The following is a 24,544-nucleotide window of genomic DNA, read 5'->3' on the forward strand; positions in this document are numbered from 1 at the left end:
TCAGGATTATTCAGGACCAACTCATTAATTCCTCCAGCTTGCGCGCCAGAATGCGACCGATTTCCGCGGTCGGTTCTGGCTGATTCATGTCTCCGTGTTTGCAGGGAATATCATAGACTGCGATACTCCCAAGCACATATGGATTCCACGCGTCGGTGGAGACGAGCGTATGGGATTCATCCTCCGCTATGGTTGCACGAAAGAAGAGCGCATTCCCGCTATAAGTGGATGGGGAAAATATCCTCCGAATACGCCTATGGTTTTGCATAACCTTAAAGGCGTTTTCCCATCGCCGCTCATCCATGGCCGAAAACATTTCATCCCCATAGCGAGAAGCAGCCTGAGCATCTATCGCATCTCGGTCGAGCTCCCGTTTATCGCTCAAGCGGCCAGGGTCCGGATCGCTATCCAACAAAGCCAGCAGCGCCACGCTTTCGCCCTGCTGTTCGAGTTGAGTGGCCATGCTGTGCGCCACATAGCCACCGAAGGACCATCCTAGCAAATGGTAAGGCCCATTAGGCTGGATACGGCGAATGTGCTCGATGTAGTCCGACGCCATCGCGTCGATTGTTTCCGCCAGTGGCGCGGTGCCATCGAACCCACGGTCTTGCAAACCATAGACGGGTTGATCGGCGCCTAAGTGCCTTGACAGACCGATATAACTCCAGCTCAAGCCGCCGCCGGGATGAATACAGAAAAGCGGTGGGCGAGTGCCCTTTGGTTGGAGAGGAAGCAGGACGGCAAAGGCATTTTCTTGTATGCCGTCCGGCATGAGCAAGCGCTGCGCCAACTCAGCGACGCTCGGCGCCTCGAACAAGGTCCGGATCGTGATGTCGATGTTCAGGCTCGCATAGATACGACTAATGAGCCGCATCGCAAGCAGTGAATGCCCGCCCAGGTCAAAGAAGTTGTCATGGCTATGCACCTTCTCCAATCCGAAGATCTCCGCCCACAATTCAGCCAGCGCCTTTTCCATCGGTGTTTGGGATGACGTCGAATCCCATGCTGACAATGCCTTGTGGTCAAGCTTGCCGTTGCGCATCAGCGGTAAGTTGTCTAGCAATGTCACGGCGGCTGGGACCATCGGCGCGGGTAATTGTGTTGCCACATACTGGCGCAGATCCATCGGCTCGATGCGTGCGCCATCTTCTGCATCAGGCTGATGAAGGACCGCATAGCCAATCAGTTGTTTGTGGCCCACGCTATCCTTGCGGGCGATGACCGCGGCCTGCGCCACGGCCGAATGGCGTTGCAGAGCGGCTTCCACTTCGCCAGGCTCAATGCGCCAACCATCGATTGTGACCTGCCGATCGGTGCGACCGATGAAGTCCAGCGTCCCTTCCGGCCGCCAACGCACAAGATCGCCCGTGCGGTACATACGCGCGCCCACCGGACCGAACGGATGAGCCACAAAGCGCTCGGCCGTCCATCCCGGGCGGTGGACATAGCCTCGGGTCACGCCGTCGCCCGAGAGATACAACTCACCGGGCACTCCGATGGGAACAGGCCTCAGCCCCGCGTCTAGAACGTAAGCCTGGACGTTGTCCAGCGGGGTGCTGATCGGTTTAGCGGCTGGTTTTGAGTTTGCTGTTTGCATTGCATAACAGGTCACGAAGGCGGTGGTCTCCGTCGACCCATTACCATGGATGAGATCCATCTCGGGACACGCGCCGAGCACCTGCTGCACGGCATCGGCGCAGAGGGCTTCGCCTGCCACCAACACTTGGCGCACCCTCCCGAGACAGCTCGGATCGCCTTCGGTCATCCGATGAAACAGTTCTGCGGTAAGCCAAAGCGCGCTGACCTGGTGGCGCTGGATTACGTCTTGTAAGGCCGATACGTCAAGCGCCTCCGGAGGGGCAATCATCACCTGCCCACCGGTGAGCAGCGGCTGCCACAGCTCATACATTGACGCATCGGAGGCCGGCGGCGAATGCAACAGTACGCACTCCCGTGTTCCCGCCAGGGGCCCGTGCAACGCTAAATTGAGCACATTGCGATGGGTGATGCCAACCCCCTTGGGCTGTCCGGTGGAGCCAGAGGCATACATCAGACAGGCCAACTGCTCAGGGGCGCAGGCCGTAGCCGGATTATGGCTCGGCTCGCGGGCCAACAAGGAGTCGGCATCGACGACAATGATCCGGGCATTATGCATTTTGCCGCGTGTTTGCAAGGTACAGTCTGTCAGCAAGAGCCGCGCGCGCGTCTCCCACAGTACGGCTTGTAAGCGGCTGTCCGGATCTGTGTCATTAAGCGGCACATAAGCGCCGCCGGCCTTGATCACGGCCAGGGTGGCCACGATCCGCTCGGGCGTGCGCGGCATGAGGATCGCAACCGGCGTCTCCGGTACGATACCTTGTCGAATCAGGCAATGCGCGAGTCGGTTGGCTTGCGCATTAAGTTCAGCATAGCTGAACGATTGATCCTCAAAGACCAGAGCGATGGCGTCGGGTGCTTGGGTCACTTGCGCTTCGAATAACGCGGACAATGTTGTCTCGGGTAGCGGACGCGCAGTAGTGTTCCAGTCGACCAATAACTGCTGCCGTTCTGTGGCATCGAGCCATTCGATGCGTCCGACGGGCTGGGCGGGATCTTGCGCCATGGCCTCGAAGAGGCGAATCAGGCACTGCGTCAGCCGCTCAACCGTCTCACGATCGAACAGGTCGGGGCGATAACCCAATTGGAATGACAACTGTGCGCCCGGGACGGCGGTCAGACTGAGCGGATAATGCGTCGCGACGCTGCCGCTGATGCCCATGATCCGTAGTTTACCCGCCACCTGCCGTGCACTGTGATCGACCGGGTAGTTTTCAAACACGACCAGCGTGTCGAACAGCTGACCGAGTCCAGTCACACGCTCGATATCGGCTAGATCGAGGTGCTGATGTTCAAGTAGGCAAATTTGCTGATCTTGGAGGCGCGCCAACACATCGGCGATAGGCTGCGCCGGGCTGCATTGGAAGCGTAACGGCGGGGTGTGAATCAACAGCCCCACCATGTGCTCGATACCCGGCAATTCGGGCGGACGCCCGGCCACGGTCACACCGAAGACCACATCGCCGCGCCCCGTTAGATGGCTCAGTAAGAGGCCCCAAGCGCCTTGCACCAAGATATTCAGGGTGAGGCGCTGCTTGCGAGCCTGCTGGTTTAGCGCGCGGGTAAGCGTTTCGGATAGCGTCCAAGCCAAGGTTTCTTGGGGCGTCGACGTGGTCAGCCGTGCGGATGCGAGACGGGTCGGTTCTTGAAGCCCTGCGAGCACCTCGCGCCAAGCGCGCTCAGCGGCCGCGTGATCGCTCGCCTTGAGCCAAGCCAGGTAGTCCCGGTATGGCGTCACGCGCGGCAGCGCGCGCCCATCACCGCCATTGGCATATAAGGCGAACAACTCTCGGATCAGCACCGGCATCGACCAGCCGTCTAGCAAGATATGATGACATATAAAAACCAATCGAGATTGGTTCGACGTCAGACGGACTAAGCTGAAACGCAACAACGGTGGCTGGGTAGGATTGAAGCGGCGTGAGCAGTCTTCCTGTAAAAAGCGCTGATAGGCTACTTCACGCGTGGCATTATCCAGTCCGCTGAGGTCGATCTCCTGCCAAGGCAGCGGGACGGTGCGTGGGATCACCTGGACTGGCTCGTTCAGCCCTTGGTGCACAAAGCTGGCGCGCAGATTGGCGTGGCGTTGCAGCAGCGCCTGTATCGCAGCTCGCAGGGCTTGACTGTCCAGCGTGCCCTCCAGATTAAAAATCACCGGCATCGCATAGGCAGCTGATCCCTGGTCAGCCTGGAGGGCATAAAAGAGTTGGCCCTTTTGCAGCGGAGAGAGCGGCAAAATTTCCTCGAGTTCGGGTTGCCTCGCTTCCAATTGCTCGATTTGGTCCTGGCTAAGGCTCACAAGCGGCACGTCCGAGGGCGTCAAGCCGCCCGCATAGGGCTGCTCAGCATAGGCGACCAAGGCTTCCAAGACCTGGAACCAGGTCTGTGCCAGATCTTGCATCTGCTCGACGGTAAAAAGCGCGCCTGCCCAAGACCAGTTGGCAATGAGCTCGGGCCCGTCGGGGCGATCCAGAGTGAGTACGTTCAATGAAATCGCGTGGGACAGCGGCATGGCCGGATCGTTGCCCCCACCCAACGTGCTGCTCTCAGGCGCCGGTCCCCAATCTTGCGCTTCGGGAGCGGCAAAGCGGCTCAGATAATTAAAGCTGATCTGTGGCGTCGGCAAATGCTTGAGGATCAGCGCGGTCTCGGCGTTCAAATGTCGCAATAGGCCATAGCCTAAGCCATGGTCCGGCAACGCGCGGAGTTGCTCCTTGGCGCGCTTCACCAACCGGCCCAGCGTGGGGCCGCCCTCCAAGGCCGCATCGAGATTTAATTTACCCAATTCGAACCGTATCGGGAAGAGACTCGTGAACCAGCCCACCGTACGCGACAGATCCAGGCTCGCGTCAAGAGGCTCGCGGCCATGCCCTTCCAGATCGATCAGGACATCGGGGTGATGATGCCCTTGGCGCTGCCGCCAGCAGGCCACCGCCAGCGCGAACGCGCTCAGCAGCACATCATTGACACGCCCGTGAAAGCGCGCCGGCACTGCGCCGAGTAACGGCGCGGTAAGCGTGGCTGGTAACGTCAAGCTCAGATGCTGCGCCGTCGCCATGGTGTCATGCGCGGGATCCAGTGGGCGCGCGGACAAAAGCGCATCGGCGCCATCCAGCATTCGCTCCCAAAATGGCAATTCGGCATACCGGGTTTCGCTCAGCGCCTCATGCGAGAGCCATTGCGCCCAACGGCGCAAGGAGGTGCCGGTGGGCTCGAGCGCGATAGGCTGTCCGGCCTGCGCGGCTTGCCAGGCACTGGCCAGATCGGACAATAGGATGCGCCAGGATACCCCATCGACTGCCAGGTGATGAATCGTCAGCAGCAATCGGCCAGGCGCGTCGCCCGCCTCGAACCAGACCGCTTGCAGCATCACGCCGGCTTGTGGGTCGAGCCGGGTCTCAGCAGTTTGCGCTTCCTGACTGATCCGTGCCTGGCGGACGGACTCACCCAACGCCGCGATCTCGACGCGGCGCAGGCAGGCGCTAGCGGATACCGCTCCGGCAGGCGGAATCTGCAGCCCCCAGCCGGCGTCTTGTGCGGACAATGGCAATAGCTGTAAGCGCAGCGCGTCGTGGTGATCGAGCAGCGCTTGCAAGGCGGTGCTCAGGTGATCGGCCTGAAGCGCGGCCGGCACTTGCAGTAGCATCGTTTGATTAAAGCGGCCGATGGGCCCGTTACGCTCAAGGAACCAACGAATGATCGGCGTGAGCGGCACCTCGCCGGTAGCGATATCGGCCACGGCAGGCCGTGTATCGTCCAACGGTTTGGCCACGATGGCGAGCGCGGCAACGCTTTGATGCTGGAAAACCTCGCGCGGGGTGATCGCCCATCCTGCCTTGCGAGCGCGGCTAACTAATTGGATCGAGAGAACGCTATCACCGCCCAGATCAAAGAAGCTGTCATCGACGCCCACGCGCGGCACGCCCAACACATCGGTAAACAACTCGGCAAGTGTCCGCTCCTGCGGCGTGCGCGGGGAGCGATAGCAGTGGTCTGAGATAAACTCGGGTGTGGGCAGTGCTCGGCGGTCGAGCTTGCCGTTGGGGGTTAACGGGAACGCATCCAGGCGCATGAACGCAGCCGGTACCATATACTCGGGCAAACGAGTGGCCACATGCGCACGCAGCGTGCTCGCCAGCGACTCGTCCGGTTTGGCCACGACATAGGCAATGAGGCGCTTGTCGCTGGCCTCGCCCAGCGCAAGCACCGCAGCGTCGCGTACCTGAGGGTGTCCAGCAAGACACGCTTCGATTTCGCCCAGCTCGATGCGAAAGCCCCTCAGCTTGACCTGATGGTCGTTACGGCCGATGAACTCCAAATTGCCATCGGGCCAATAACGCGCCAGATCGCCAGTCTTGTACATCCGTGCGCCATCCTTGTCCGAGAACGGATCGCGCACAAAGCGCTCGGCGGTAAGCTCGGGCCGGTTCAGGTAGCCGCGCGCGACGCCTGCGCCACCGATATACAGCTCGCCGACCGCGCCCAGCGGCACCGGCTGGCCGTAGGTATCCAGCAGATAAAGCCGCGTGTTCGCAATCGGCTGGCCAATCGGGATGATCTGACCGCTAAAATCCCGTGAACTACGCCATGCTGTCGCACAAACGCTCGCCTCCGTTGGGCCATACGCATTGAATACGATGTGTTGCTCGCTTAAGATTCGAATCAATGTCGCACTGGGTGCTTCGCCAGCCAGAATCAGCGTCAGGGGTATGCTAAGGTTGAACAGCCCTTCACCATTTTGAAGCAGTGCAGGCGGTAAGGTCGCGTGCGTAATCGCATGACTGGTCAAATAATTGCACAGTGCATGCTGATCACGACGGGCCGTGTCGGGCGGCAAAAACAAGGCCGCACCGCTGCTGAAGGTCATCACGATTTCAGAGACGCTCGCATCAAAACTGAACGAGGCAAACTGCAACACTCGGCTATCTGCACGAACCTCAAAACACGCGATCTGCGCCTGGGCAAGATTGACTACGTTGTGATGCTGGACCATCACGCCTTTGGGCGTGCCGGTCGAGCCGGACGTATAGATCACATACGCCAAATGGCGGGCCGTGAGGCCCGGCACCGACGGATTCGTGTCCGCCCGATCCAGCAGCGTGTTCGGATCAAGCACGGTGCGCCCGGCGAGCGCTGCATCACCGAGCGCGGCGCGGCCCGCCGCATCGGCCAACACGATATCGGGCGCGGCATCGGCTAGAATATGCGTGAGCCGCTCGCCCGGATACGCCGGGTCCAGCGGCACATAGGCGCCGCCCGCCTTCAGAGTCGCCAGTAGCCCCACCACCATCGCAGGACTCCGCTCCACACAGATCGCCACGCGCGCATCGGGCTGCACTCCCAACTCGATCAGCCGATGCGCCAGGCGATTGGCTTGTGCATTCAACTGTGCGTAGCTAAGCGTCTGATCCTCGTACACCAGCGCTGTCGCCTCGGGCGTGCGCGCCACCTGCGCTTCGAACAGCTGGTGGATGCATTGGTGCGCAGGATAATCCTGTTGCGTCGCGTTCCATGTCTGCAGCAGTAAGGTCCGCTCGGCCGACGCGAGCAGTTCAACGCAAGCCACCGGTTGCTGCACGTCGGCCGCCATCGCTTGCAGCATCGCCTGCAGATATCCTACGTGCCGTTCGATTGTCGCGCGCTCGAACAACGCCGTCGCATAGCTCAGACTGCCGACGATCTCCTCGCCCGCCTCATACAGGTTCAGATCAAGATCGAACTTGACCACGTCATATTCCAGCGCAAGCGGCAGCGCACTAAGACCGGGCAGGTTCCACGCTTCGGTCTCGTTGTTCTGCCACGCGAACATCACCTGAAACAACGGCGTATGCGCGAGATGGCGCGGCGGCTGCACGATTTCCACCACCTGCTCGAACGGCAGATCTTGATGCGCTTGCGCGTCCAATGTCGTGCGTCGCACCCGCTCGAGCAGGTGCGCCAAACGCGGCTCGCCTGACAGATCCAGGCGCAACGCCAGCGTGTTCACAAAGAAGCCGATCAACGGTTCGATCGCGGTGTGCCCCCGGTTCGCGCTTGGCGTGCCGATCACCAGATCGGGTTGGCCCGACAAGCGCGAGAGCATCGCGCTCCACGCCGCGAGTACCGTCATGAACAGTGTCGCGCCGTGCGTGTGGCTCAAACGCTTGAGCGCGCGCGTCGTGGATGCATCGATATAAATGGGCACCCGCGCGCCAGCAAACGATTGCTGCGCCGGGCGGGGATGGTCCGTGGGCAACTCGAGCAGCACTGGCGCGTCGGCCAGCGTCGTGCGCCAGTAGTCGCTTTGGGCCTCAAGCCGCTCGCCCGAGAGCCACTGCCGCTGCCAGGCCGCATAATCCGGATATTGGATCGCCAGCGGTGGCAGCGGATCGGCTTGGCCGTCACAGGCCGCGCGGTACAGCGCACCAAATTCGCGCACGAGCACCCCGGTCGACCAGCCATCCGAGACGATATGGTGCTGCGTGAGCAGCAATACGTGCGCATCGTCGGCCAGCTGGATCACGCTCGCGCGGACCAGCGGGCCATGCGTCAGATCGAACGGCGCGTGCGCTTCCTCGGCACAGAACGGCGCCAGTTGCGCATCGGCATCGCTCACTTTACGCCAATCGTGCCAATTCAGCGGCATGCCCACCTCGGCGGGCAGCAGCCGTACCTGCGGCTGGCCGTCCACGCTCAAAAAGACCGAGCGCAGCGCTTCGTGACGGGCCCATAGCGCATCCAGCGCCTGCTGCCACGCGCGCCGGTTCAAGGACCCCCGCACGCGCAGCGCGAACGGGATGTGATACGTGGCGCTCACGCCATCGAGCTGCGCGAGGAACCACAGCCGTTGCTGCGCGAACGACAGCGGCAGCGCCCCTTCGCGGGAGAGAGGTGAGATCGCGGGCAGCGCGGCGCTGTCTGGCGTGCTCTGCACGTTGAGCGCGGCGGCGAACCCGGCCAGCGTGGGCGCGGCGAATAGCGCCGCGAGCGGCAAGTCGGCACCGAGCGCAGCCACCCGGTTCATCAGTCGCACGGCGAGCAGCGAATGCCCGCCGAGCGCGAAAAAGCTGTCGTGCCGGCTGACCTGCTCGACGCCCAGTAGTTCAGACCAGATTGCCGCGAGCGCGGTCTCGAGCTCGCCTTGCGGCGCCTCGTATGCTTGATGCGCGAACGCATCGGCGTCTGGCGCCGGTAGCGCACGCCGGTCCAGCTTGCCGTTCGGCGTCAACGGCAACGCGTCGAGCTGCACGAACGCGGCCGGCACCATATACTCGGGCAAGGTTGCGGCGACATGTGCGCGCAGCGTGCTGGCCAGCGCATCATCCGGCTCAGCCACCACATAGGCGACCAGGCGCTTGTCGCTGCCGTCGCCCACCACCAGCACGACCGCGTCGCGCACTTGCGGGTGCTGCGCCAGACACGCCTCAATCTCGCCCAACTCGATACGAAAGCCCCTCAGCTTGACCTGATGGTCGTTACGGCCGATGAACTCCAAATTGCCATCGGGCTGATAACGCGCCAGGTCGCCCGTCTTGTATATCCGTGCGTCATCCTTGTCCGAGAACGGATCGCGCACAAAGCGCTCGGCCGTCAACTCGGGCCGGTTCAGGTAGCCGCGCGCGACGCCTGCGCCACCGATGTACAGCTCGCCGACCGCGCCCAGCGGCACCGGCTGACCGCAGGCATCCAGTAAATAAATTCGTGTGTTCGCAATCGGCCGGCCGATCGGCACAGTGTCTTCTGCGTAATCCGATGGGCAACTCCAGGCCGTCACGTCAATCGCGACTTCCGTCGGACCATACAGGTTATACAGCCGCGCACCCGGTAATAGCGTTTGGCAAAGCCGGACACTCGCACCGGATAGCGCTTCACCACTGCAGATCAACCGTTGCACAGACGTACAGTGCTGAATCCCTTTATGGTGCAAAAACGTGCCGAGCATGGACGGCACGAAATGAACAGTGGTAATGCGCTGCCGGATTACCAACGCCATTAAGGCCGCGGTATCTCGGTGCACATCCGGTGCGGCCACAACCAGGGTGGCACCATTGAGCAAAGTCCAGAAAAACTCCCAGACAGACACGTCAAAACCAAAGGACGTTTTCTGTAGCACGCGGTCGGCCGTCGTCAAGCCATAGGCTTGTTGCATCCAGACCAGACGATTGATCAGCGCCCGATGCTCACTTTGCACACCCTTCGGGGTACCGGTGGAGCCGGACGTGTAGATTACATACGCGAGATGGCGGGCCGTGAGACCCGGCACTGACGGATTCGTGTTCGCCCGCTCCGGCAGCGTGTTCGGATCGAGCACGGTGTGCTCGGTGAGCGCCGCATCACCGAGCGCGGCACGGCCCGCCGCATCGGCCAGCACAATGTCGGGCGCGGCATCGGCCAGTACCTGCGCGAGCCGCTCGCCCGAATACGCCGGGTCCAGCGGCACATAGGCGCCGCCCGCCTTTAAGATCGCCAGTAGCCCCACCACCATCGCGGGACTACGCTCCACACAGATCGCCACGCGCGCATCCGGCTGTACCCCCAACTCGATCAGCCGATGCGCGAGGCAATTGGCCTGTGCATTCAACTGTGCGTAGCTGAGCGTTTGATCCTCATACACCAGCGCCGTCGCCTCGGGCGTACGTGCCACCTGCGCTTCGAACAGCTGATGGATGCATTGGTGCGCAGGATAATCCTGTTGCGTTGCATTCCATGTCTGCAGCAGTAAGGTCCGCTCCGCGTTGGGCAACACCTCCAACTGCCGCACCGGCCGCTCGGGTGTCGCCTCGAGCGCCTCGGCCAGGCTTGCCAGCGCCTGCTGCATATAACCACACACCCGATCGGGATCCAGCGGCTCCACCACCTGCGCCGTCAGCCCCAGCGCCTGCCCGAAGTCCTCCACCGACAGCAGCAACGGATAATTGGTGCGTTCCTCTGCACTCAGTAGCTCGACGCCTGCTAGCCCGCCGCGCTCGCCCGAGGGCACATTGTGCCGGTAATTGAGCAGCGCACTAAACAGCGACGCGCCCGCCGGCACCCCGCTGCAGCGTTGCGCCAGCGCCAACGACGCATGCTCATGTTCGAGTAGCGCCGCCAGCCGCGCATGCGTGTCGCGCGCGCTGTGCTCAACGCTGCCGTCGAGCTCCACGCGCAGCGGCAGCGTATTGATAAACAGCCCCATCGCGCTGTCGGCGCCGTCACCCGCCTGCATCCGCCCGAACAGCACTGTGCCAAACACCACCCGCGGTTGACCGCTCGCGCACGCGAGCACCTGCGCCCACGCCAGATGACACAGGCTGGCCAAGCTCACACCCAGGCGTCTGGCCTGCGCACGGAGCCGATCGTTCAATGCCGGCGGCAACATCCGCTGCGCGTCGTGCACGTGCGCACCGTCGCGATGCACCTGCGCAAGACCAAACGGCAACGTGGGTTCGTCCACGTCCGCGAGCCACTCGGTGAAAAAACGCGCATGCTCGGCTTGACTCACGCCCAGGCGCGCTTGCGCGACCAGATGACGGAACGGCTGCGCTGCCGGCAGTGTCTCGCCCCGGCCTTCGATAAACGCCTGCACCTCAGTGTGCAGGACTTCCAGCGTTGAGTGATCGCCAATCAGATGGTGCAGCAGCTGGACGAGCAGCCAACGGCCATCGGCATCTTGCGCAAACGCAAAGCGCAGCAGCGGCGCCTGGGTCAAATTCAGACGAAAGTGGCGGGGATCGAAGCGCCGCGCCAATTGTTCGGCGATCGGCCCGTCGGCGGCTTCCAGCACGAGCTCGGTCACCGACAGCAGCGCGTGACGCCAGACCACCTGCGCGGGTGTCGACACCCCTTGCCACACAAATGCGGTGCGCAGAATGTCGTGCCGGTTGACGACCTGCTGGATGGCGCCCAGATACTGATCGAGCCGCGCCCGGCTATCAAAGGCCAGTTGGCCGATCAGCAAATACGGATCGCCTTCGCTTGCCAGCAGATGGTGAAACAGGATGCCGTCCTGCAACGGCGAGAGCGCATAGATATCCTGGAGATTCGCGATGCCACCCGGCACCAGCCCGACAATCCGGTCGATATCGGCCTGCGTCAGGTCAATCAGTGGCAACATCGATGGTGTGAGCGCGGTGCTCTCGGGCGTGATGACGCTGGGCGGCACCGTCACGTCGCGAGTCTGGCCCAGCGCTTGAGCCAGCGCGCTGAGCGTCGGGGTGTCAAACAGCGCACGCACGGACAAGCCGAGCCCCAGACGCCGCAAACGCTCGATGAGCCGCACCGCGAGCAGCGAATGGCCGCCGAGTGCGAAGAAGCTGTCGTGCCGGCTAACCTGCTCGACGCCAAGCAGCTCGGACCAGATCGCTGCGAGCGCGGTCTCGCACTCGCCTTGCGGCGCCTCGTATGCCTGATGCGCGAACGCATCGGCGTCCGGCGCTGGCAGCGCGCGCCGGTCCAGCTTGCCGTTCGGCGTCAACGGCCACGCGTCGAGTTGCACGAACGCGGCCGGCACCATATACTCGGGCAGGCCGGCTGCAACGTGCGCGCACAGCGTGCTCGCGAGTAGTTCATCGGGCTCGGCCACGACATAGGCAATGAGCCGCTTGTCGCTGGCCTCACCCAGTGCGAGCACAACGGCTTCGCGCACGGCCGGATGCGTGACGAGGCGCGCCTCAATCTCACCAGGCTCGATGCGAAAGCCCCTTAGCTTGATCTGATGGTCATTCCGGCCGGCGAACTCCAAATTGCCATCAGGCCGATAACGCGCCAGATCGCCCGTCTTGTACATCCGTGCGTCGTCCTTGTCCGAGAATGGATCGCGCACAAAGCGCTCGGCGGTGAGCTCGGGCCGGTTCAGGTAGCCACGCGCAACGCCTGCGCCACCGATGTACAGCTCGCCGACCGCACCCAATGGCACCGGCTGACCGTAGGCATCCAGCAAATAAACTTGTGTGTTGGCGATCGGTCGGCCGATCGGGATAATCTCACCACTAAAATGCCGTGAGCTACGCCATGCTGTCGCACAAACGCTCACCTCTGTTGGACCATAGGCATTGAATACGGTATGTTGTTCGCTTAAGGTTCGAATCAATGCCGTATTGGGCGCTTCGCCTCCCAGAATCAACGTCAGGGGCGTATCCAGAGTGAGCAAGCCTGTGCCATTTTGCAGCAATGCAGGCGGTAGGCTCGCGTGCGTAATTGCATTATTTGCCAAATACTCCCACAGTCCATGCTCATCCTGACGGGCTGTCTCGGGCGGCAGATATAAAGCCGCGCCGCTAGCCAAGGCCATAAAAATATCGGCGGAGCTTACATCGAAACTGAAAGAGACAAACTGCAAGACACGGCTAGCTGCGTGCACGCCGAAGCAACCGATTTGCGCTCGAGTCAGGTTCACAATACCGCGATGCTCAACCATCACGCCCTTGGGCGTGCCGGTAGAACCGGACGTATAGATCACATACGCGAGATGACGGACCGTGAGGCCCGGCACCGACGGATTCGTGTCTGCCCGATCCGGCAGCGCATTGGGATCCAGCACGGTGTGCCCGGCGAGCGCCGCATCACCTAGCGCGGCGCGGCCCGCCGCATCGGCCAGCACGATATCGGGCGCGGCATCGGCCAGAATATGCGCGAGCCGCTCGCCCGGATACGCCGGGTCCAGCGGCACATAGGCGCCGCCCGCCTTCAGAATCGCCAGTAGCCCCACCACCATCGCGGGACTACGCTCCACACAGATCGCCACTCGCGCATCGGGCTGCACCCCCAACTCGATCAGCCGATGCGCGAGGCGATTGGCCTGTGCATTCAACTGTGCGTAGCTGAGCGTTTGATCCTCATACACCAGCGCTGTCGCCTCAGGCGTGCGCGCCACCTGCGCTTCGAACAGCTGGTGCATGCATTGGTGCGTAGGATAATCCTGTTGCGTTGCGTTCCATGTCTGCAGCAGTAAGGTCCGCTCCGCGTTGGGCAACACCTCCAACTGCCGCACCGGCTGCTCGGGTGTTACCTCGAGCGCCTCGGCCAAGCTTGCCAGCGCCTGCTGCATATAACCACACACCCGATCGGGATCCAGCGACTCCACCACCTGCGCCGTCAGCCCCAGCGCCTGCCCGAAGTCCTCCACCGACAGCGTCAACGGATAATTGGTGCGTTCTTCGGCGTTGAGCAACTCGACGCCCGGTACCAGTAGTCTGTCACGCTCGCCTGAGCGCATTGCATTGTGCCGGTAATTGAGCAGTGCACTGAACAGCGGCGCGCCCGCCGGCACCCCGCTGCAGCGTTGCGCCAGCGCCAACGACGCATGCTCATGCTCGAGCAGCGCCGCCAGCCGCGCATGCGTGTCGCGCGCGCTGTGCTCAACGCTGCCGTCGAGCTCCACGCGCAGCGGCAGCGTATTGATAAACAGCCCCATCGCGCTGTCGGCGCCGTCACCCCCCTGCATCCGCCCGAACAGCACTGTGCCGAACACCACCCGCGGCTGACCGCTCGCGCACGCGAGCACCTGCGCCCATGCCAGATGACACAGGCTGGCCAGGCTCACGCCCAGGCGTCTGGCCTGCGCGCGCAGCCGATCGTTCAATGCCGGCGGCGACATCCGCTGCGCTTCGTGCACGTGCGCACCGTCGCGATGCACCTGCGCAAGACCAAACGGCAACGTGGGTTCGTCCACGTCCGCGAGCCACTCGGTGAAAAAACGCGCATGCTCGGCTTGACTCACGCCCAGGCGCGCTTGCGCGACCAGATGACGAAACGGCTGCGCTGCCGGCAGCGTCTCGCCCCGGCCTTCGATAAACGCCTGCACCTCGGTGTGCAGGACTTCCAGCGTCGAGCGATCGCCAATTAGATGGTGCAGCAGCTGGACGAGCAGCCAACGGCCATCGGCATCTTGCGCAAACGCAAAGCGCAGCAGCGGCGCCTGGGTCAAATCCAGGCGAAAGTGGCGGGGATCGAAGCGCCGCGCCAATTGTTCGGCGATCGGCCCGTCGGCGGCCTCCAGCACGAGCTCGGTCACCGACAGTTGCGCGTGACGCCAGACCACCTGCGCGGGTGTCGACACCCCTTCCCACACAAATGCGGTGCGCAGAATATCGTGCCGGTTGACGACCTGCTGGATGGCACCCAGATACTGATCGAGCCGCGCCCGGCTATCAAAGGCCAGTTGGCCGATCAGCAAATACGGATCGCCTTCGCTTGCCAGCAGATGGTGAAACAGGATGCCATCCTGCAATGGCGAGAGCGCATAGATATCTTGGAGATTCGCGATGCCACCCGGCACCTGCCCGACAATCCGGTCGATGTCGGCCTGCGTCAGGTCAATCAGTGGCAACATCGATGGCGTCAGCGCGGTGGTCTCGGGCGTAATGACGTTGGGCGGCACCGTCACGTCGCGAAACTGGCCCAGCGCTTGGGCCAACGCGCTGAGCGTCGGGGTGTCAAACAGCGCACGCACGGACAACCCTAGCCCCAGACGCCGCAAACGCTCGATGAGCCGTACGGCGAGCAGCGAATGGCCACCGAGTGCGAAAAAGCTGTCGTGCCGGCTAACCTGCTCGACGCCGAGCAGCTCGGACCAGATCGCCGCGAGCGCGGTCTCGCACTCGCCTTGCGGCGCCTCGTACGCTTGCTGCGCGAACGCATCGGCGTCCGGCGCCGGCAGCGCGCGCCGGTCCAGCTTGCCGTTCGGCGTCAACGGCCACGCGTCGAGCCGCACAAATGCGGCCGGCACCATGTACTCGGGCAGTGCTGCGGCCACATGCGCGCGCAGCGTGCTGGCCAGCGCGTCATCGGCGGGCGCCACCACATAGGCCACCAGACGTTTGTCGCCGTCGTCGCCCAGCGCAAACACGGCCGCGTCGCGCACCTGCGGGTGCTGCGCCAGACACGCTTCGATTTCGCCCAGTTCGATGCGAAAACCCCGGAGCTTGACCTGATGGTCGTTGCGGCCCAAGTACTCGAGATTGCCGTCCGCCAGCCAACGGCCTAGGTCACCCGTCTTGTACATTCGTTCCTGACTGTCGCCTTGAAACGGGTTAACCACGAAGCGTTCCGCCGTCAGTGCGGGATGGTTCAGATAGCCTCGAGCCACACCTGCACCGCCGATATGGATTTCTCCGACCACGCCTACTGGCACTGGCTGGCCGTGGCGGTCGAGAATGTAGATTTGGGTGTTCGCGATGGGCCGCCCAATGACTGCCTGTGGCGGTACTTGGTCCACACAGCCGTATTCATAGAACGTGACGTCGCCATTAACTTCCGACGATCCATAAAAATTTAGCAACCGAATGCTCGGCCATGTGGTGACAACCTGCCGTGCCAACTCGGGCGCTAGCCGCTCGCCACTGCATACGAGTATTCGTAGCATGTCGAGCTGATCCTTTTCCCCTTCCAAAAAAGCTTTGAGCAACGATGGCACGACGACCAAATGGGACACGCCAGTCTGCCTTAAACGTCGCGCGAATAAGGACGCGTCTTTAACCGTAGCATTGTCGAACGCAACCAACATGCCGCCAGCGAGCAACGCCCCAAGTACCTCGGTGACCGAGTCTACGAAGCCAATACTCGTCTTCAATGCAGTGACCGGCGCCTCTTTCACCACATTCAGGACAAACCACAGCAGGCGGTTAGTCAGTCCCCCGATGGTCGCGCTTACCCCCTTAGGCGTGCCGGTCGAGCCGGACGTATAGATCACATACGCCAAATGGCGGGCCGTGAGGCCCGGCACCGACGGATTCGTGTCCGCCCGCTCCGGTAACGCATTCGGATCGAGCACCGTGCGCCCGGCGAGCGCCACGTCGCCAAGCGCAGCACGGCCCGCCGCATCGGCCAGCACGATATCGGGCGCGGCATCGGCCAGAATATGCGTGAGCCGCTCGCCCGGATACGCCGGGTCCAACGGCACATAGGCGCCGCCCGCCTTCAGAGTCGCCAGTAGCCCCACCACCATCGCGGGACTACGCTCCACACAGACCGCCACTCGCGCATCGGGCTGCGCTCCCAACTCGATCAGCCGATGCGCCAGGCGATTGGCCTGTGCATTCAACTGTGCGTAGCTAAGCGTCTGATCCTCGTACACCAGCGCTGTCGCCTCGGGCGTGCGCGCCACCTGCGCTTCGAACAGCTGGTGGATGCATTGGTGCGCAGGATAATCCTGTTGCGTCGCGTTCCATGTCTGCAGCAGTAAGGTCCGCTCGGCCGGCGCGAGCAGTTCGACGCAAGCCACCGGTTGCTGCGCGTCGGCCGCCATCGCTTGCAGCATCGCCTGCAGATATCCCACGTGCCGTTCGATCGTCGCGCGCTCGAACAACGCCGTCGCATAGCTCAGACTGCCAACGATCTCCTCGCCCGCCTCATACAAGTTCAGATCAAGATCGAACTTGACCACGTCATATTCCAGCGCAAGCGGCAGCGCACTAAGACCGGGCAGGTCCCACGCTTCGGTCTCGTTGTTCTGCCACGCGAACATCACCTGAAACAGCGGTGTATGCGCGAGCTGGCGCGGCGGCTGCACGATTTCCACCACCTGCTCGAACGGCAGATCTTGATGCGCTTGCGCGTCCAATGTCGTGCGTCGCACCCGCTCGAGCAGGTGCGCCAGACGCGGCTCGCCTGACAGATCCAGGCGCAACGCCAGCGTGTTCACAAAGAAGCCGATCAACGGTTCGATCGCGGTGTGCCCCCGGTTCGCGCTTGGCGTGCCGATCACCAGATCGGGTTGGCCCGACAAGCGCGAGAGCACCGCGCTCCACGCCGCGAGTACCGTCATGAACAGTGTCGCGCCGTGCGTGTGGCTCAAACGCTTGAGCGCGCGCGTCGTGGACGCATCGATATAAATGGGCACCCGCGCGCCAGCAAACGATTGCTGCGCCGGGCGGGGATGGTCCGTGGGCAACTCGAGCAGCACTGGCGCGTCGGCCAGCGTCGTGCGCCAGTAGTCGCTTTGGGCCTCAAGCCGCTCGCCCGAGAGCCACTGCCGTTGCCAGGCCGCATAATCCGGATATTGGATCGCCAGCGGTGGCAGCGGATCGGCTTGGCCGTCACAGGCCGCGCGGTACAGCGCACCAAATTCGCGCACGAGCACCCCGGTCGACCAGCCATCCGAGACGATATGGTGCTGCGTGAGCAGCAGTACGTGCGCATCGTCGGCCAGCTGGATCACGCTTGCGCGGACCAGCGGGCCATGCGTCAGATCGAACGGCGCGTGCGCTTCCTCGGCACAGAACAGTGCCAGTTGCGCATCGGCATCACTCACTTTACGCCAATCGTGCCAGTTCAGCGGCATGCCCACCTCGGCGGGCAGCAGCCGTACCTGCGGCTGGCCGTCCACGCTCAAAAAGACCGAGCGCAGCGCTTCGTGACGGGCCCATAGCGCATCCAGCGCCTGCTGCCACGCGAGCCGGTTCAAGGGCCCCCGCACGCGCAGCGCGAACGGGATGTGATACGTGGCGCTCACGCCGTCGAACTGCGCGAGGAACCACAGCCGTTGCTGCGCGAACGACAGCGGCAGCGCCCCCTCGCGGGAGAGGGGTGAGATCGCGGGCAGCGCGGCGCTGTCTGGCGTGCGCTGCGCGTTGAGCGCGGCGGCGAACCCGGCCAGCGTGGGCGCGGCGAATAGCGCCGCGAGTGGCAAGTCGGCGCCGAGCGCGGCCACCCGGTTCATCAGTCGCACGGCGAGCAGCGAATGCCCGCCGAGCGCGAAGAAGCTGTCATGCCTGCTGACCTGCTCGACGCCCAGTAGTTCAGACCAGATTGCCGCGAGCGCGGTCTCGAGCTCGCCTTGCGGCGCCTCGTATGCTTGATGCGCGAACGCATCGGCGTCTGGCGCCGGTAGCGCACGCCGGTCCAGCTTGCCGTTCGGCGTCAACGGCAACGCGTCGAGCTGCACGAACGCGGCCGGCACCATATACTCGGGCAAGGTTGCGGCGACATGTGCGCGCAGCGTGCTGGCCAGCGCATCATCCGGCTCAGCCACCACATAGGCGACCAGGCGCTTGTCGCCGCCGTCGCCCACCGCCAGCACCACCGCGTCGCGCACTTGCGGGTGCTGCGCCAGACACGCCTCGATCTCACCCAGCTCGATACGAAAGCCCCTCAGCTTGACCTGATGGTCGTTACGGCCGATGAACTCCAAATTGCCATCGGGCTGATAACGCGCCAGATCGCCCGTCTTGTACATCCGTGCGTCATCCTTGTCCGAGAACGGATCGCGCACAAAGCGCTCGGCGGTCAACTCGGGCCGGTTCAGATAGCCGCGCGCGACGCCCGCGCCACCGACGTATAGTTCGCCCACCGCGCCCAATGGCACCGGCTGTCCGTATGCATCGAGCAAATAAACCTTCAAATCCGGAATCCGCACGCCCATCGGACTGCCAACTTGAGTGCTGTCCTGGGATCGAAGCGGCCGGTAGGTCACATGCACAGTCGTTTCTGTAATTCCATACATGTTTACCAATTGCGGAGTCTGCTCTGCGCGTGTCGCATACCACGTTTGCAAGATGGAAGGCTCCAACGCTTCTCCACCAAAAATCACATAGCGTAATTGATCCCGTAATGTGTTTTGCGCTTGGCTGGCGATAAATGTCTTGAACGCACTCGGGGTCTGATTCAATACGGTGACACCCTGTTCACAGACCAACCGGTGGAAGTCTTGTGGTGAACGAGCAATCTGATGGGGAACGATGATGAGCTTGCCACCATGACGCAATGCTCCCCAGATCTCCCAAACAGAGAAATCGAAAGCAAAGGAGTGAAACAGGCACCAGATATCATGCTGGTCAAAGTGATACCAAGATTGGGTCGCGTCAAACAGACGGACAACCTGTGCATGCTCGACCATCACGCCCTTGGGCGTGCCGGTCGAGCCAGATGTATAGATCACATACGCGAGATGACGGGCCGTCAGGCCCGGCACCGACGGATTCGTGTCCAGCCGATCCGGCAGCACAGTCGGGTCGAGTACGGTACGGGACACGAGCGCCACGTCACCGAGCGCGGCGCGGCCCGCCGCATCGGCCAGCACAATCTCGGGCGCGGCATCGGCCAGAATATGCGCGAGCCGCTCGCCCGAATACGCCGGGTCCAGCGGCACATAGGCGCCGCCCGCCTTCAGGATCGCCAGTAGCCCCACCACCATCGCCGGACTCCGCTCCACACAGATCGCCACGCGCGCATCGGGCTGTACCCCCGACTCGATCAGCCGATGCGCCAGGCGATTAGCCTGTGCATTCAACTGTGCGTAGCTGAGCGTTTGATCCTCATACACCAACGCCGTCGCCTCAGGCGCGCGCGCGACCTGCGCTTCGAACAACTGGTGGATGCATTGGTGCGCAGGATAATCCTGTTGCGTCGCATTCCATGTCTGCAGCAGTAAGGTCCGCTCCGCGTTGGGCAATACCTCCAACTGCCGCACCGGCCGCTCGGGTGTCGCCTCGAGCGCCTCGGCCAGGCTTGCCAGCGCCTGCTGCATATAACCACACACCCGAGCGGGATCCAGCGACTCCACCACCTGCGCCGTCAGCCCCAGCGCCTGCCCGAAGTCCTCCACCGACAGCAGCAACGGATAATTGGTGCGTTCCTCTGCACTCAGTAGCTCGACGCCTGCTAGCCCGCCGCGCTCGCCCGAGGGAACATTGTGCCGGTAATTGAGCAGCGCACTGAACAGCGGCGCGCCCGTCGGCACCCCGCTGCAGCGTTGCGCCAGCGCCAACGACGCATGCTCATGTTCGAGTAGCGCCGCCAGCCGCGCATGCGTGTCGCGCGCGCTGTGCTCAACGCTGCCGTCGAGCTCCACGCGCAGCGGCAGCGTATTGATAAACAGCCCCATCGCGCTGTCGGCGCCGTCACCCGCCTGCATCCGCCCGAACAGCACCGTGCCGAACACCACCCGCGGCTGACCGCTCGCGCACGCGAGCACCTGCGCCCACGCCAGATGACACAGGCTGGCCAGGCTCACACCCAGGCGTCTGGCCTGCGCGCGCAGCCGATCGTTCAATGCCGGCGGCAACATCCGCTGCGCTTCGTGCACGTGCGCGCCGTCGCGATGCACCTGCGTAAGACCGAACGGCAACGTGGGTTCGTCCACGTCCGCGAGCCACTCGGTGAAAAAACGCACATGCTCGGCTTGACTCACGCCCAGGCGCGCTTGCGCGACCAGATGACGGAACGGCTGCGCTGCCGGCAGTGTCTCGCCCCGGCCTTCGATGAACGCCTGCACCTCGGTGTGCAGGACTTCCAGCGCCGAATGATCGCTCACCAGATGGTGCAGCAGTTGGACGAGCAGCCAGCGGCCATCAGCGTCTTGCGCAATCACAAAGCGCAGCAGCGGCGCCTGGGTCAAATCCAGACGAAAGTGGCGGGGATCGAAGCGCCGCGCCAATTGTTCAGCGATCGGCCCATCGGCAGCCTCCAGCACAAGCTCGGTCACCGACAGCAGCGCATGACGCCAGACCACCTGCGCGGGTGTCGACACCCCTTGCCACACAAATGCGGTGCGCAGAATGTCGTGCCGGTTGATAACCTGCTGGACGGCGCCCAGATACTGATCGAGCCGCGCCCGGCTATCAAAGGCCAGTTGGCCGATCAGCAAATACGGATCGCCTTCGCTTGCCAGCAGATGGTGAAACAGGATGCCGTCCTGCAACGGCGAGAGCGCATAGATATCTTGGAGATTCGCGATGCCACCCGGCACCTGCCCGACAATCCGGTCGATGTCGGCCTGCGTCAGGTCAATCAGTGGCAACATCGATGGCGTCAGCGCGGTGGTCTCGGGCGTAATGACGTTGGGCGGCACCGTCACGTCGCGAAACTGGCCCAGCGCTTGGGCCAACGCGCTGAGCGTCGGGGTGTCAAACAGCGCACGCACGGACAACCCTAGCCCCAGACGCCGCAAACGCTCGATGAGCCGTACGGCGAGCAGCGAATGGCCACCGAGTGCGAAAAAGCTGTCGTGCCGGCTAACCTGCTCGACGCCGAGCAGCTCGGACCAGATCGCCGCGAGCGCGGTCTCGCACTCGCCTTGCGGCGCCTCGTACGCTTGCTGCGCGAACGCATCGGCGTCCGGCGCCGGCAGCGCGCGCCGGTCCAGCTTGCCGCTCGGCGTCAACGGCCACGCGTCGAGCCGCACGAACGCGGCCGGCACCATATACTCGGGCAGGCCGGCTGCAACGTGCGCGCGCAGCGTGCTCGCGAGTAGTTCATCGGGCTCGGCCACGACATAGGCAATGAGCCGCTTGTCGCTGGCCTCACCCAGTGCGAGCACAACGGCTTCGCGCACGGCCGGATGCGTGACGAGGCGCGCCTCAATCTCACCAGGCTCGATCCGAAAGCCACGGAGCTTGACCTGATGGTCGTTGCGGCCGAGGTACTCGAGATTGCCGTCGAGCCGGTAGCGGGCCAGATCTCCCGTCTTGTACATCCGCGCATCCTCGCAGTCGCAGAACGGATCGGGAACGAACCGCTCGACGGTCAGTTCCGGGCGATTCAGATAGCCACGCGCGACACCGGCCCCGCCAATGTACAGTTCACCCACCGCGCCCAATGGCACCGGCTGTCCGTGTGCGTCTAGCAGGTAAATCCGTGTGTTTGCGATTGGCCGGCCAATGGTGGGTAGCATTTGGGTCGGTTTCAGCTCAGCAAGCGTCGCATCCACCGTGCATTCGGTCAGACCGTAAACATTATAGACCGTCAAGTGTGGCGCATTGGCCAGTCCCTGCCAAGTAGGGGCAGCAATTGATTCGCCCCCAACGAGCAAGGTCAATGCGCGTGGGTGCTTGAGCAAATCCGCTGACAGCAACATCTCAAGCTGGAGCGGTGTGCAATCCAACACGTCGACGTTTGTAGCCGCGAGCCATTGGAGTAAAGCGGCACCATCGGCTCGTATAGGTTGCGGAATCGGCATGAGCGTGCACCCATTCAGCAGACTGAGCACGCTTTGCAACGATGCGTCAAATACAATACTGGCGTTCAAGCCCACCCTAGCATGCATTGGACAGCGAGCGAATACAGCATGCTGCAATGCGCTGTATAGATTAGCCAACGACTGGTGCTCGACCATCACGCCCTTCGGCATGCCGGTGGAGCCAGATGTATAGATCACATACGCGAGATGACGGGCCGTCAGGCCCGGCACCGACGGATTCGTGTCCAGCCGATCCGGCAGCACAGTCGGGTCGAGTACGGTACGGGACGCGAGCGCCACGTCACCGAGCGCGGCGCGGCCCGCCGCATCGGCCAGCACAATCTCGGGCGCGGCATCGGCCAAAATATGCGTGAGCCGCTCGCCCGGATATGCCGGGTCCAACGGCACATAGGCGCCGCCCGCCTTCAAGATCGCCAGTAGCCCCACCACCATCGCGGGACTACGCTCCACGCAGATCGCCACTCGCGCATCGGGCTGTACCCCCAACTCGATCAGCCGATGCGCCAGGCGATTGGCCTGTGCATTCAACTGTACATAGCTGAGTGTTTGATCCTCATGCACCAGCGCCGTCGCCTCGGGCGTGCGCGCCACCTGCGCTTCGAACAGCTGATGGATGCATTGGTGCGCAGGATAATCCTGCTGTGTCGTGTTCCACTCGACCAGCAGTCGATGCCGCTCCTCGGCATCCAGCAGCTCGACGCCGCCGATGGGCTGCGTAGCGTCGGCCGCAAGCGCTTCCAGAAACTGGACAAACCGGCGCTGATACGCAACCAGCTCCTCCATGGAGTAGCATGCGGGATTCGCATTAAAGTCAATCCGTACTTGACTGCAGTCCGGCAGCGGATACACCCCCAGCATCAGATCTTCGACCGGCCCATTAAGCAGATTATGGTTCGTTGACGCATGTTCGCCAAAAGACAGACCGTAGTCAAACGGCATCACGTTAACCCCAGTGCTGAACAGCAGTTGGCCTGGGGCCAGTCCAAGTTTGCGCCGCAGCGCTTCGCTCGGGTAGCGTTGATACCGGAAGCCGCGTCGGATCTCCTGCGCGGCCTGCTGCATCAAAGACGACAGGGTCATTTCCGGGTGCACCGTGAACCGAAGTGGCACAGCGTTCGCGAGGGTACCAGGAATGTGCCGGTCAGCGCCCAGGCGGGCGGTTACCGGAAAGCCCAATACCACGTCCTGTGCGCCGGTCATGCGATACAGATACGCGGCCAGCACGGCGGTCAGCAACTGGGCCAGCCGGCCTGCATCCGACGCGTAGTCCCCCACTGTTTGGGCCGCTAGATAAGTCGTCTGACGCAGCCGATGCTGTAATGCGGGCGCGCTGCGGCTTGCCAGTGTGGCTGGCTCGGGCCAAGCCGTGCAGCGCTTAAGCCAATATGCTTCGTCCCGTGCCCGTTGGGCAGATTTTTGGTAGCGCGCATCGCTTTCCAACAGCTGCTGTACCGAACCAAAAGCACACGGCGGCGGCTCAATCCCCGCACACATCGCGCTATACACTTGCGCGACGCGTTGCGCGATAAGTGCGCCGCCATATCCATCCACCATGATATGGTGACTGCGCTGATACGAAATAAATTGCTCGGGCGCGACTTTCAACAGTGCGTACTGAAAAAGCGGCCCGCGTAATATATCCACGGGTCGCTCATAATCGGCGCGCATCCAGGCTTCAGTGGCCGCCGGGGGGTTGGTTTGTGCGCTGAAATCAAGCAACGGCACGGATGCTTCCGGTGAGCCGATAGACTGCCGTAGACCTTCATCACTTTCGCCAAATTGCAAGCGCAGGCTGTCCGCCTCACCGATCACCTGCCGCACTGCCGCTTCATATAGAGCAGGCTCAACGGCACCTTCGATCACCGTGTATTGCGCAATGTTGTAGACAGGGCTGTCCGGATGCAGTTGCTGGGCAAGCCAGATCTCGGTTTGCGCGGCCGATAACGGATAAGTAATAAAAGACGTAACACAAGCAGACATCATCATCCTCCAATCCAGATTCTAGATAATAGAGCTTAAGACCGTCATCCCCTACCTTTCCCGAGTCCGTATCACTACTCCATGCGGGCAATGACA

At 62.8% G+C, this 24,544-nt stretch carries 1 protein-coding gene; it reads right to left on the reverse strand.

What is annotated here, in order from left to right; translation table 11 throughout:
• Positions 1-10: 10 nt before the first annotated feature.
• Complete coding sequence (locus KMZ15_RS06670; RefSeq protein WP_258134778.1) at positions 11-24,451, reverse strand: non-ribosomal peptide synthetase; 24,441 nt, start codon at positions 24,449-24,451, stop codon at positions 11-13.
• Between the last annotated feature and the right edge of the window lie 93 nt (positions 24,452-24,544).

The organism is Mycoavidus sp. HKI, from assembly GCF_020023735.2.
GTDB lineage: Bacteria > Pseudomonadota > Gammaproteobacteria > Burkholderiales > Burkholderiaceae > Mycoavidus.